Annotated in this window: 9 protein-coding genes and 2 tRNA genes; 8 read left to right on the top strand and 3 right to left on the bottom strand. The window is 46.0% G+C overall.

Annotated features, from left to right (window positions below; translation table 11 throughout):
* Positions 1–55 precede the first annotated feature (55 nt).
* From CIK96_RS12245 to CIK96_RS12225, 5 genes are all read left to right on the top strand, one after another.
* Entirely contained in the window at positions 56–1900 is a 1845-nt protein-coding gene (locus CIK96_RS12245) for a BatD family protein (RefSeq protein WP_094440742.1), read from the top strand.
* On the top strand, positions 1897–2700 hold the full coding sequence (locus tag CIK96_RS12240; protein WP_094440741.1) for an SH3 domain-containing protein: 804 nt from the start codon (positions 1897–1899) through the stop codon (positions 2698–2700). The genes CIK96_RS12245 and CIK96_RS12240 overlap by 4 nt, the downstream gene beginning before the upstream one ends.
* A 12-nt stretch (positions 2701–2712) precedes the next feature.
* A complete protein-coding gene (locus CIK96_RS12235) occupies positions 2713–3360 on the top strand; it encodes a phosphatase PAP2 family protein (protein ID WP_094391690.1) in 648 nt (215 codons plus the stop codon).
* Between the two features lie 203 nt (positions 3361–3563).
* Positions 3564–3636: transfer RNA gene (locus CIK96_RS12230), tRNA-Thr, on the top strand.
* Positions 3637–3706: 70 nt separating this feature from the next.
* A tRNA-Gly gene (locus CIK96_RS12225) sits at positions 3707–3779 on the top strand.
* Positions 3780–4436: 657 nt separating this feature from the next.
* Here CIK96_RS12225 and nth read toward each other — a convergent pair.
* The 3 genes from nth to CIK96_RS12210 all read right to left on the bottom strand — a co-directional run bounded on the left by nth (position 4437) and on the right by CIK96_RS12210 (position 9134).
* Complete coding sequence (gene nth, locus CIK96_RS12220) at positions 4437–5072, bottom strand: endonuclease III (RefSeq protein WP_094440740.1); 636 nt, start codon at positions 5070–5072, stop codon at positions 4437–4439.
* 290 nt (positions 5073–5362) lie between these two features.
* Positions 5363–6709: an MATE family efflux transporter gene (locus CIK96_RS12215; protein ID WP_094440739.1), complete on the bottom strand. Its 1347-nt coding sequence runs from the start codon at positions 6707–6709 to the stop codon at positions 5363–5365.
* A 124-nt stretch (positions 6710–6833) separates the two neighbouring features.
* Positions 6834–9134, bottom strand: coding sequence for an NADP-dependent malic enzyme (locus CIK96_RS12210; RefSeq protein ID WP_094440738.1), 2301 nt, complete (start codon positions 9132–9134; stop codon positions 6834–6836).
* A 129-nt stretch (positions 9135–9263) separates the two neighbouring features.
* Here CIK96_RS12210 and CIK96_RS12205 point away from each other — a divergent pair, with 129 nt between their 5' ends.
* The 3 genes from CIK96_RS12205 (at position 9264) to CIK96_RS12195 (ending at position 13316) form a co-directional block, all read left to right on the top strand.
* Entirely contained in the window at positions 9264–9887 is a 624-nt protein-coding gene (locus CIK96_RS12205; RefSeq protein WP_094440737.1) for a TetR/AcrR family transcriptional regulator, read from the top strand.
* 883 nt (positions 9888–10770) lie between these two features.
* The gene (locus CIK96_RS12200) at positions 10771–11238 is read left to right on the top strand and encodes a DUF6575 domain-containing protein (protein ID WP_094440736.1); all 468 of its coding nucleotides are present in this window, start codon (positions 10771–10773) and stop codon (positions 11236–11238) included.
* A gap of 728 nt (positions 11239–11966) precedes the next feature.
* Positions 11967–13316, top strand: coding sequence for an ATP-binding protein (locus CIK96_RS12195; protein ID WP_094440735.1), 1350 nt, complete (start codon positions 11967–11969; stop codon positions 13314–13316).
* Positions 13317–13464 lie beyond the last annotated feature (148 nt).

Raw genomic sequence — 13464 nt, 5'->3', positions numbered from 1 at the left:
TATTTACATAATAACTATTCAGTTTCAAAGTCAAGACCCATTGAACAGGAAAGAAATGAAGAACAATACCACAGATAGAACTATTCAACATGCACAATGGCTGATCCCATTGGTCGCGATGCTGCTCATGTCGGTAACGACATTCGGACAGCACCTGGTGGGACGTGCTCCCTCGCAAGTTGCCGTAGGAGAACAGTTCCGTCTTACCTATACGGTCAATACGGATGATGTAAACGATTTTCGTGCAGGTAATATCCCGGAAGCCCTGGAGGTGCTGATGGGACCGCGTACCAGTACGCAGTCGAGTTTTCAGATGATCAACGGAAAGACTTCCAGCTCTTCGTCGGTTACCTTTACCTATATTGTCTGTGCAAACAAAGCTGGAAACTATACCATTCCTGCCGCACGTGCTGTGGCAGCAGGAAAGCAGATCCACTCCAACGTATTACGCATCAAGGTGTCGGGCTCTGCCTCGTCTTCACAGCAAGGCCGTGGACAACGCTCGGAGAATCATGGTTCTGCCATGAGCAACCGCATCACGGGTAATACGCTCTTTATGAAGGTTAGCGCCAACAAGCGACGCGTCCACGAACAAGAGCCTATCTTGCTGACCTATAAGGTCTATACCTTGGTCAATCTGACCTCGCTCAATGGTAAGATGCCTGATCTGAAGAGTTTCTATACCCGTGAGGTTCCGCTACCACAACAGAAGAGCTTCCATGTCGAGACCCTCAACGGACGTCCTTATCGTACCGTTACCTGGCAACAGTATGTGATGTTCCCGCAGACCACAGGACGCCTTGAAATTCCAAGTTTGGATTACGAGGGCATGGTGATGCTTGAAAACCGCGACGTCGATCCCTTTGAAGCCTTCTTCAACGGAGGTTCGGGATATACAGAGGTCAAGAAGATTATCAAAGCGCCGGGACTGACCATTACCGTAGATCCGTTGCCTGCACGTCCTACCAATTTCTCTGGTGGAGTAGGAACGTTCTCGCTATCTGCCTCTCTCGACAAACAAGAGGTCAAGGCCAACGATCCCGTGACCATGCGTATTGTCGTGAGTGGAGTGGGTAATATGAAGCTCATCAAGCAACCGGCTGTCGAACTGCCCAAGGATTTTGACCAGTATGATGCGAAGATAACCGATAAGACAAAACTCTCTACCAACGGTATTGAGGGTAGCATGATCTACGATATCCTCATCGTACCTCGCCATCAAGGCAATTACGAACTGAAACCTATCGAGTTTGTGTATTTCGATACCAAGACGGGCAGTTATAAGACGTTACGCTCACAACCCTTTACCTTGAAGGTTGCTAAGGGTAGTGGCAGTTCGTCGTCAACCTTTGCTAGCGAAGAACTGCAACAAGTCAATAAAGACATCCGCTTTATAAAGACCGGAGAGGTCAATCCCAGAATGTTGGGCGACACCTTCTTCGCGTCAACAGCCTACTGGACTGTCCTTGTTGTCCTGCTGGGCATCTTCGTTACCCTGTTTGTAGTATTCCGCCAGCGAGCCATCGATCAGGCTAACGTAGTGAAGATGCGTGGCAAACGGGCCAACAAGGTGGCCATACGACGACTTCGTACAGCCGCCAAACTCTTGAAGGCCGACAAGCAGAATGAGTTCTACGACGAGGTGTTGCGTGCCCTTTGGGGATACGTGGGCGATAAACTCAATATTCCTGTTGCCGAACTCTCACGCGAGAATATCAGCCAGCGCCTTGGCGATCGTCAGGTAGATGGCGAAACTATCAAACTCTTCATCGGAGCCCTTGATGAATGTGAGTTTGCGCGCTACGCTCCTGGTGATGCGCATGGTAATATGAACAAGGTGTATGAAGCTGCCATAGAGGCTATTACATATATCGAAAAAGGAAGAGAGGTGAAGTCATGATAAAATATGCTATACAACATACCACAGCTGCCAAACGCTTTGTTGGAACAATAGCCTTGGGATGCTGTCTCACGCTGATGTTGATGATGCCGTTGACGCTACAAGCGCAAAAGGTGACGAAGGCTGATGCCGATAGCGCCTATACCCATGAGCGCTACCAGCAGGCCATCCATATCTACGAGGAATTGCTCAAGCAAGGGGAGGATGCCGACCTCTACTACAACCTGGGTAATGCCTGGTATCGTACCGATAATATCACACGGGCTATTCTCAATTATGAGCGTGCACTACTCCTTTCGCCTGGCGACGAGGATATTCGTTTCAACCTACAGATGGCACAATCAAAAACCATCGATCGCATCACACCGGAAACGGAGATGTTCTTCGTCACCTGGTACCATTCCCTGGTCAATCTCATGAGTGTTGACGCATGGGCATGGTTGGCGCTTGTCTCGTTAGCGCTTGCCATCATACTGGCGTTGGTCTATCTCTTCGTAGATCGCGTGTGGATGCGAAAGACGGGATTCTTCGGCGCTCTCGCCTTGGTGATGATATTCCTCTTGGCCAACCTCTTTGCTTGGCAACAGCGCGACAAGCTCCTGCATCGTGATGGAGCCATCGTCGTGGCGCCTACCGTTTCGGTCAAGAGTACCCCGGCGAAAAACGGTACCGATCTGTTTACCATACACGAAGGAACACGTGTCACCATCACAGACAATACGATGAAGGGATGGCGCGAGATACGCTTGGCAGATGGAAAGCGCGGATGGATTGCCGTAGAAACCATAGAGATTATTTAGGCTGTAACCCACATGGAAACAATCATTCAGTTTGACCAGCAATTGTTGTTGATGCTCAACGGTAGCGACTCGTTGTTTGTTGACCAACTGGCAGTAATCCTGACCAATGCCCGTACGTGGATTCCACTCTATATCGCATTATTCTATATGGTGCTGCGATGCAACAATAGCGTTTCACAGGTGCTTCTGGTATTAGGCGCAGCAGGTCTCTGTGTGGTATTGGCAGGAACCATCGACGACACCATTGTCAAACCGTTGGTTGCCCGATGGCGACCTACCCACGACCCACAGATAGGTATCCTCGTCGATGTCGTCAACGACTATCGTGGCGGCAACTACGGTTTCTTCTCCGCCCATGCCGCCAATACGTTTAGTTTGGCGGTCTTCTTCTCGTTATTGACACGCAACCGCATCCTATCGTATTTTCTGATAGGCTGGTCGTTGGTCAACTGTTGGACGCGCATATACCTTGGCGTGCATTATCCTGGCGACATCCTTGTCGGTCTGCTCTGGGGCGGACTGGTAGGCTATGGCGTCTATCGCCTCTATCTCCGTGTTGCGAAACCCGTAGCCTATGGCATGTATTTCTGCGAGATACCCGTCCTTGTCCTTGTCCTGACAGCCTTCTGTGCCGTACTCTACAGCCTCGTTTGTTCATAACAAGGCGGTCCAACCGTCTCGATAGACTGAAACAAGGAATGAACGACGAGAGACGATATCGTTTGTAATCCTCGTTTTCAACGGTTGGAAGTTGGGGTAGGGAGAACCTTTTCACGTATAACTTTATAAAGAAAAGTTTTGTGATTTCGTTTTTTATTAGTATCTTTGCATCCGCTTAAACAAAAAGGCGTTCTTTGAATGTTGCCGATATGGCTCAGTTGGTAGAGCAACGCATTCGTAATGCGTGGGTCGCCGGTTCGAGTCCGGCTATCGGCTCATTTCATACAGGAGTTAGAACCTATGTTCTGACTCCTGTTGTCTTAAAAGACACATTATTTTTCTCCATGCGGATTTAGCTCAGTTGGTAGAGCATTGGCTTCCCAAGCCGAGGGTCGCGGGTTCGAGTCCCGTAATCCGCTCCTTTTTTATCTCCCCCGAAAAAGTCACACGGAATTTTTTTATCCACAATCACACGGAATTTTTTTATCCGCGGATCACACGGATCACACGGAAAAGATTCTAGTTAAAGATTCTCTTAAAGATTTTCGTTAAGATTTCGAGCCGTAAGGCGATCCATAATAAAGTCCTTCCCAGAAGCGAGGAACTCGAGCGCATTTTCAGTCGAGATTTTTGTTGAAGATTATATTTTTAGTTGCCTGTCGGCAAGATGTTTTGGAGTAGCGAAGACAGAGTGAGAGCTCGCTTTCACTATGCTGAGTCACGACAAAACAAACCATAGGTAAATCTTAGAGGAAATCTTCATGTAAAATCTAAGGACCTAAACGGTCCAGAAATCTATTTAATAATATTGTTATCTTCCTAAAATATTTCTTGCCGTAGGCAACATCTTAAACAAGATTTCCTCCAAAGATTTCTAGCCTTCAGGCTACCAAAAAAAAATCCGTCTAACATCCGTCTAAGATCCGATGATGATTGATTTCTGGCCAAAGGCCATATTTCATTAAAGATTTCCTCCAAAGATTTCTTGCGAAGCAACCCCAAAAACATCCCTCTAAGATCCGATGATTGATTTCCGTGCGACATTAGAAGAATCCGTGTCATCTGTGTGCAACCTTTCACCGGATGGCAGAAGGACAGAGGTCGCGCAGGAAGCAATCAGCACAATGGGGCTTGCGAGCCGTACAAACGTAACGACCATGGAGCAACAGCCAATGGTGAGCAAGGGGAATATCGGCAGAAGGGATGATGCGCAAGAGTTGACGCTCAACCAACAAAGGAGTAGAGGCAGACCTCGTGACGATACCTAACCGATGGCTGACGCGGAACACATGGGTATCTACAGCCATGGCAGACTGTCCGAATGCCACACTCAATAGCACATTGGCCGTCTTACGACCCACGCCGGGAAGTGTCAGAAGATCTTCCATCGTCGCAGGAACCTCCCCATTGTGATGCGTCATCAATTCACGAGCCATCTCAACCAGATGGGCGGCTTTGGCATTGGGGTACGATACGCTCCTGATGTACTCATAGACCTCATCGGCTTCTGCTTCTGCCAGACTGCGTGCATCAGGAAATTGTTTGAAAAGAGCAGGCGTAACCTGGTTAACGCGTTTGTCGGTACATTGTGCACTAAGCATTACCGCCACAAGTAGTTGGAAGATGCTGCCAAACTGCAATTCTGTTGTTGGATTGGGCATCTTCTCGCGAAATCTCGCAAAAATCAAAGCATCACGTTCATTCTTTTTCATATTCGTTGTTTTATCTTACACGGTCACACGGAATTTTTTTATCCACGGATTACACGGAACACACGGAAAAAAATCTAGTTAAAGATTTTGTTTTGTGTTGCTTACGCAAGAAATCTTAGAGGAAATCTTCATGTAAAATCTAAGGACCTAAACGGTCCAGAAATCTATTTAATAATATTGTTATCTTCCTAAAATATTTCTTGCCGTAGGCAACATCTTAAACAAGATTTCCCCCAAAGATTTCTTGCCGTAGGCAACTAAAAAAATCCATCTAAGTTCCGATGATTTCATCAATGTGACATTTTATTGAGTTCCTTTTTGAATCTGATGTAGTATAGGAATCCCGCGATGGTCAGACCAAAGGGGAAAGCCGTCCAGATGCCATAGATACCCAGATCGCAGATAAAGCCGAGGGTATATCCCAAGGGTAGGCTGACCACGAAATAGGCGATGAAGGCATAGGTCACCATCGGTTGTACGCAGGCTATTCCACGTAAGGCATTGGCAAACGCGTATTGCATGCCGTCGCCAAACTGATAGAGCGCCAAGATGAGAATCAACCCCGACACATACAGTTGCACCTCGATATTCTCGCTGAACAAACCGCCGATATGGTTGCGGAACAGCAAGATTGGGATGCTCAGCACCAAGGAGATAAAGAGGTTCAGACGGAAACCATCCATCGCATTAGCCTTCACGGCAGCAAAGTCGCGTTGTCCCACGAAATGGCTGACGCGTATCGCCATGGCAGCTGCCAATCCCGACAGAATCAGGTAGAACAGTTGCGAGATGGTAATCATCACCTGATGGGCAGCCAAAGGAATCGTACCCAACCATCCTGCCATCACACAACTCAGACTGAACGCAGCACTCTCCATGCCGAGTTGCAAGGCAACAGGCCAGCCCAAGCGGTTCATTTCTATGAAATCCACTTTGTTGATAGGATAGGAGAGGAAGTGGAGGCGATAGGTCTTGTAGCGTCGGCAGGAGAGCATCACGCCAACGAGGACGAGAGCCATGAAGACACGCGACCCTAATGTGGCAATACCGGCACCCAGGAGTCCCATTTCAGGAAAACCGCCCACGCCATAGATGAGAAGCCAGTTGAAGAGAATATTCAGCAGGTTACCGCCCACCATGGTCCACATCGCCACTTTGGTTTGTGCAATACCGTCAAAGAATTGTTTCAGCGTGTTGAAGAGACCGACAAAGAGGATGCTCGCCAGATTGACCAGGAAATACGGCCGGATGAGCGACAGCAGTTCGTCAGGTTGTCCGATGTGTTCAAGATTGAAATAGAGGAAGGTCATGACGGCTGTAAACAGCAAGCCGACAACACCGTTGGCCACAAGAGAGTTTTTCACTTTTCCTCCTACGGCTTCGTTTTGCCCCATACCATAGAGTCGTCCTACGACAGGCGTCAGTCCGTAGGAGAAACCCATATAGGCGATAAGTACAAGACCGAAGATATTGTTGACCAGGCCGGCGGCAGCCAGTTCTTCTGTGCTGTGATGACCTATCATGAGCGTATCGGCAAAACCGAGTACGATGGTGCCCAACTGGCCGATGATAATGGGAATGCCCAGCACGAGCAGTTCGCGGTAATGATGTCGTTGTTGTGATGTTGTAAGCGTCATTTCTTTCCGAGTTTGTCAGTCTGCGGGCCATTACCTGTGAAAGCCCAAATATGGGAGCCGGCAAAAAGTCTGTCGGCTCCCATATCGTATAGAGAGAGGGAGTGGGAACTCCCTGAGTATGTTATTATTTAGCAGCGTTGATGCGTTTCTTCACCTTATCCACGTAGGCATCGATGGTAGCAACAGCCACGATATTCACCACGTCGCGCACGCTGGCTCCGAAGTCGATGAAGTGGATAGGTTTGTTGAGTCCCATCTGGATCGGGCCGATAATCTCGACGTCCGCATCCAGCATCTGCAGCATCTTATAGCTTGAGCGTGCTGATGAGAGGTTGGGGAATACGAGTGTGTTCACATCCTTACCATTCAGGCGACTGAAAGGATACTGTTCGTCGCGGAGTTCGCGGTCGAGGGCAAAGCCCAGCTGCATCTCACCGTCGATAGCCAGTTCAGGATATTGCTGCTGCATGATTTCCGTAGCCTTGCGCACTTTCTGTGCCCCATCAGAAGTAGAGCTGCCGAAGTTAGAGTGAGAAATCATCGAGATAACCGGTTTCTCGTTGAAGAAGCGTACGCTGGTAGCCGCCAGACGTGCGATATCAACAAGTGCGTCGGTATCAGGATTCTCGTTCACCATGGTATCGGCAATATACAGGGTACCCTTCTGAGAGTTGATGATATGCATCGAACCGAAATGCTTGTATTCCGGACGGATGCCAATTACCTCTTTTGCCACCTTGATGGTGTTGCTGTATTTGGTATAGAGACCCGTGAGGAAAGCATCAGCCTCGCCAGTCTCCACCATCATCATACCGAAGTAGTTGCGCTCAAACATCTTATCGTTAGCCTCCTGGAAGGTGTATCCGTCGCGCTGGCGTTTCTCGGTCAGGATACGTGCATAACGCTCGCGGCGCTCCTGCTCGTCAGGATGACGCAGGTTGATAATCTCGATACCGTCGAGGTTGAGGTCCAGCTGTTTGGCCAATTTCGCAATCACCTCGTCGTTACCCAGCAGGATGGGGTGGCAGATGCCTTCAGCCTTCGCCTGTACGGCAGCTTTCAGCATAGTGGGGTGTACAGCTTCAGCAAATACCACACGCTGTGGATGAGCCGAGGCAGTAGCGTAGAGCTTCTGAGTCAGTTTGGTTTCCTGACCGAGCAATACCGACAGCGAACGCTTGTATTCATCCCAGTCCTCGATGGTCTTGCGGGCCACGCCACTCTCGATGGCAGCTTTGGCAACGGCAGCACTCACCTCTGTGATGAGACGAGGGTCAACAGGTTTCGGAATGAAGTACTGGCGACCGAAGGTGAGGTTGTTCACCTTATAGACATCGTTGACCACGTCGGGTACAGGCTGTTTGGCAAGATCGGCAATAGCGTGAACGGCAGCCAGCTTCATCTCTTCGTTAATGGCGGTAGCGTGAACGTCGAGTGCACCACGGAAGATGTATGGGAAACCAATCACGTTGTTGATCTGGTTAGGATAGTCAGTACGACCTGTTGACATCAAGGTGTCGGGACGAGCCTCCATGGCATCCTCGTATGAGATCTCAGGTACGGGGTTAGCCAAGGCGAAGATGATAGGATCTTTAGCCATCGACTTCACCATATCCTGCGAGAGCACGTTACCCTTCGACAGACCTACGAAAACGTCGGCTCCGTTGACAGCCTCTTCCAGGGTATGCACATCACGACGATCGGTAGCAAAGTATTTCTTCTGTTCGTTCAGGTTCTCGCGGTCAGAAGTGATCACACCCTTCGAGTCGAGCATCAGGATATTCTCCTTTTGAGCGCCGATAGCCATATAGAGTTTGGTACAAGAGATGGCAGCAGCACCCGCGCCGTTGACCACGATCTTCACCTTTTTAATATCCTTACCAATCACTTCAAGGGCATTTTTCAGTCCGGCAGCAGAAATGATAGCCGTACCATGCTGGTCGTCGTGCATCACGGGGATGTCGAGAGTACGCTTCAGGCGCTCCTCGATATAGAAGCACTCAGGCGCCTTGATATCCTCAAGGTTGATACCGCCGAAGGTAGGCGCAATCTTCTCTACCGCTTCACAGAATTTCTCAGGGTCCTTCTCAGCCACCTCGATATCGAACACATCGATGCCACCATAGATTTTAAACAAGAGGCCCTTACCCTCCATGACGGGTTTGCCGCTCATGGCGCCAATATCACCCAGTCCAAGAACAGCCGTTCCGTTAGAGATTACAGCCACGAGGTTTCCTTTGTCAGTATATCGATAGGCAGCCTCAGGGTCTTGCTGGATCTCAAGACACGGATAGGCAACACCAGGAGAGTAGGCGAGCGACAGGTCTGTCTGTGTACGGTAAGCCTTGGTAGGCTTCACTTCAATTTTTCCAGGACGGCCAGCCTCATGATAGTTGAGGGCGGCCTCTTTAGAGATTTTTACCATAATAATATAAGTAGCTTTACGTTTGTTCCATTAAAAACAGCACAAAATTACAAAAAATGAGCGAAAATACGCGAAAAAACATCAACCTTTTTAATCTTTTTAGTAACTTTGTGGGCAAAATGGTTACTTATGCAGGAAATAACAAGAGATTTGACTGATTATCGTATAGGATTAAGGGATAAGATACTGGAAACAGCCATGGCTGCGTTTGAGAAAAAAGGTGTAAAGGCGGTTAAGATGGACGACATAGCAACAGCCTTGTCCATATCCAAGCGCACCTTATATGAAATATATGATGACAAAGAGGCTTTATTGTATGAAGGCATCAGCAAGCGCGACCGTCTGCGTCACGACCAGATACAATCCTATGCCAGCAAAGGTCATAATGTGATGGAGATACTGAAGGAAGCCTATCGCGTCAATAGTAACGCCTCCCGCAATATCTGTCCTGCATTCTACGAAGACATCCATCGCTATCCTAAGATAGAGCAATACATGCAGAAAGTCAGGGCCCAGAAGTGCGCCGAGATATTAGATTTCATGCATTTAGGTGTTAAGCAAGGTTTCTTCCGTTCCGACATTAACTACAATCTCTTTCTCATCCTTTGTGACTCCGTCACCGATGCCATCATCGAAAACAAGCTCTTGTCAACCTATACCATGGACGAGCTCTACTACAATTTCTTCCTTGTTCCCCTCCGTGGTGTATGCACAGAAAAAGGCCTGCAACTGGTAGCGGAAACCTGGAAATAGCCTTGCACACGGAGTTTATAGGTTATGGGTTAGAGGTTAAAGGTTAAAGGTTAAAGGTTAAAGGTTAGAGATTATTTTTAAGATTATCGTAGGATGATAAACCTCAGCCTTCAGACCTCAGCCTTCAGACCTCAGACTTCAGACTTCAGACTTCATTTTTGTTAAAGATTTTATTCAAGATTCTAGTTTAGATTTCGAGCCGTAGGCGATCCATAATAAAGTCCTTCCCAAAAGCGAGGTATTCGAGCGCATTTTCAGTCGAGATTTTTGTTGAAGATTATATTTTTAGTTGCCTGTCGGCAAGAAATCTTAGAGGAAATCTTTGGTAAAAATCTAAGGACCTAAACGGTCCAGAAATCTATTTAAGATTCTATTTCCTTAAAATATTTCTTGCCGTAGGCAACATCTTATTAAAAAAGATTTCCTCCAAAGATTTCTTGCCGTAGGCAACCCCAAAAACATCCGTATAAATTCCGTATAAATTGGCATACGCCTTTGTTTTCTCGCCATGGCATAATTAAAGCGAGCTTAACTTCGTTGACTTTCCTCACGATCGGAAAACTTCAAGCGAGCTTGATTTTTCGCTCACTTAATCGGAAAGTTAGATTCTGCTCATGGCTTAACGAAAACAATCCGATGATCCGATGATCCGTGAGCCATTTCTGGCAGAAAAAGCCTAAAAACTTGCATAAAAGAGAAATATTGCTTATTTTTGCAAACGGATTTAAACCACAGACAGATGGGAACATATAAGTATTTCTTCTGGAATTGTTTCCAATAACGATGGCAACATCACACCCCCAGCCAGTAACGGACATTATAACCTATTTGAGTTTCCATCATGTGACTTATCCAAAACATTTAAATTAGAGAAGGACAAATTATGAAAACAATAAAAGGTATAAGCATCAGGAATCGCAATTTCGACAAGTTCAAGAAAGTGGCCGATCTTATATATTTTGATGGACCATTGTTGTCACACTATGTAACTATCAATGGCGACAACTATCTCTTCTATTGGATAGACCAAGATGATGCAGACAATCGTTGGATGTTCATCAGAACCGATTACGACACCATCCTGAAGTACACCCAAAAAAAGCAGACATTACGTAATATTTTAAGTTCGCCATTAGACGACATAGTATATACTGTTGATATAGATAACGAAGGACATCATCACAATTTCCAAGCCCATTCCATAGAAGATTTTCCAGAGGATTATCTCCCCTCTGAAGATTCTTATTATGAATTTGAACCTGAAGATGTAAACAAAGAAAACTTATCCATAGCAGAAATGAGTGGCAAAAAACTCGATTGGTTCCGCAAAGTCTGTGCTGCGGTACTATAATACTTTTTAATGTCACACATGGTCACCCGTTCACCCGAATTTCACGGATTACATGGAATTTTTTTTATCCACGGAACACACGGAGCACACGGAACACGGAGGTTATAGGTTATAGGTTAAAGGTTAAAGGTTATTTTTAAGATTTTCGTAGGATGACAAAGACCACTCCTTCAGACCTCAGACTTCAGACCTCAGACTTCAGACCTCAGCCTTCAGACCTCAGCCTTCAGACTTCATTTTTGTTAAAGATTCTTCTAAAGATTTTCGTTAAGATGTCGAGCCGTAGGCGATCCAAAATAAAACCCTTCCCAGAAGCGAGGTATTCGAGCGCATTTTCAGTTGAGATTTTCTTAAAGATTTTATTTGCTGCCTCCCTGAATTTCAGATTATTTCTTGCGTAAGCAACTTCTTTAAAAAGATTTCCACAAAAGATTTACCTATGGTTTGTTTTGTCGTGACTCAGCATAGTGAAAGCGCGCTTTCACTCTGTCTTCGCTACTCCAAAACATCTTGCGCTCGCGCAACCAAAAAACATCCGTATAAAATCCGTCTAATATCCGATGATCCGATGAACCGATGAGTCATTCCAGGGAAGAAAAGTGTTAAATCTTGGAAAAACGGACAAAAATACGTATGTATATCTTGGAAAAACGGACAAAATTTATTATTTTTGCCATGGAAAAACGGACAAGCAACCCCCGTTTGGCATTATAAAAGAAAATAGAAGTATGATTAAACGCAAGATAGACAACTATTTAGCAGACTTTTTCGCTACAGATAAGAAAGCGTTGATGCTGACAGGAGCAAGACAGATAGGAAAAACATATTCTATCCGTCGTTTTGGACATGAACATTTTGAAAGATTCATAGAAATCAATTTCATCGAAAATCCTGGCTTGGTAAAGGTCTTCAGCAAGGCGAAGAATAGTCAAGACATCTTATTGCGTCTCTCCACGGTAACCAGCCAGGATTTAATCAAGGATAATACCCTTGTGTTCTTTGATGAAGTGCAGGAATGCCCCGAAATCGTAACCGCCATCAAATTTCTGGTAGAAGAGGGGAGTTATCGCTATATTTTAAGCGGCAGCTTATTGGGAGAGGAAACTAAGAACCTCCGTTCTGCACCAGTGGGATATATGGATGTGAAAGACATGTATCCGCTCGATTTGGAGGAGTTTGCTGCAGCCGTTGGTATCAACGATAGAATCATAGAAGCTTTAAGGAATCATTTTGCAGACGGTACTGTTGTAGATGACTTCATCCATGAAAAGATGATGGAGATATTCCGCCTTTATCTTATAGTAGGTGGAATGCCGGCAGCTGTTGATAAATATCTCACTACCAATAATCTGCAAGAGGTCATGGCAGAACAACAGGCCATCATACGTCTGTATAAGCAGGATATTGCGAAATATGACCCCAATCATAAATTGTATATTCAGGAAATCTTTGACAGGATACCTGCTGAGCTTGATGCCAAGAACAAGCGGTTCATATTGAAGAACCTGAATGAAAACATCAAGTTTTCACGTTATCAGAATAGTTTCCTGTGGTTGAAAGATGCTGGTGTGGCCTTACCCGTATATAATGTAGAGGAGCCTACTGTACCTTTGATATTGTCGAGCAGCCGAAACTTATTCAAGCTGTTTATAGCAGATATCGGTCTTTTGGCAAGTCTTTATGCGGATGGCATTCAATTGAAGATTTTGGATAACGAACCATCCATCAACTTTGGTTCGATATATGAGAATGCAGTAGCACAAGAACTCTGGGCACATGGTTTCCCGTTGTATTATTATAACAACAAGCGACAGGGAGAGCTAGATTTTGTTATAGAGCAAAATGGAGAGGTGTTGCCGATAGAAGTTAAATCGGGTAAGGATTATGATCGTCACAAAGCACTCACGAATGTGGTGAGTACCACTACCTATCAGATTTCAAAAGCCATTGTGTTGTGTAATGATAATGTGAAGAAAGTTGGAAAAATCACTTATCTCCCTATTTACATGCTGATGTTTATTAAGAGAGAACAGCAACTTCCTACTCAATACACCATAGATCTAAGCGGTCTGGTTTAAGGAAAATCTGCACACGGATTCCACTCTAAGTTTGCAGAAGAATGCGACGCAGTCGCATAAATGTTAAATAATCAAGGTAAAACTATGATTGCTAAAGACAGTTTCGTACCTTTGTTGTAAAAAGGTAGAATCGGTCTGTCGAAGAGGT

The organism is Prevotella sp. P4-98 (assembly GCF_002251405.1).
In the GTDB taxonomy this organism is placed as follows: Bacteria; Bacteroidota; Bacteroidia; order Bacteroidales; family Bacteroidaceae; genus Prevotella.
The sequence above is the reverse complement of the archived record's forward strand: the minus strand, read 5'-3'. Positions and strand labels throughout refer to the sequence as shown.

Excerpts from the sequence above, each read along its gene's own strand:
- nth (WP_094440740.1), bottom strand. The coding sequence starts at position 5,072 with ATGAAAAAGAATGAACGTGATGCTTTGATTTTTGCGAGATTTCGCGAG.
- CIK96_RS12240 (WP_094440741.1), top strand. The coding sequence starts at position 1,897 with ATGATAAAATATGCTATACAACATACCACAGCTGCCAAACGCTTTGTT.
- CIK96_RS12210 (WP_094440738.1), bottom strand. The coding sequence starts at position 9,134 with ATGGTAAAAATCTCTAAAGAGGCCGCCCTCAACTATCATGAGGCTGGC.
- CIK96_RS12245 (WP_094440742.1), top strand. The coding sequence starts at position 56 with ATGAAGAACAATACCACAGATAGAACTATTCAACATGCACAATGGCTG.
- CIK96_RS12235 (WP_094391690.1), top strand. The coding sequence starts at position 2,713 with ATGGAAACAATCATTCAGTTTGACCAGCAATTGTTGTTGATGCTCAAC.
- CIK96_RS12215 (WP_094440739.1), bottom strand. The coding sequence starts at position 6,709 with ATGACGCTTACAACATCACAACAACGACATCATTACCGCGAACTGCTC.
- CIK96_RS12200 (WP_094440736.1), top strand. The coding sequence starts at position 10,771 with ATGAAAACAATAAAAGGTATAAGCATCAGGAATCGCAATTTCGACAAG.
- CIK96_RS12195 (WP_094440735.1), top strand. The coding sequence starts at position 11,967 with ATGATTAAACGCAAGATAGACAACTATTTAGCAGACTTTTTCGCTACA.
- CIK96_RS12205 (WP_094440737.1), top strand. The coding sequence starts at position 9,264 with ATGCAGGAAATAACAAGAGATTTGACTGATTATCGTATAGGATTAAGG.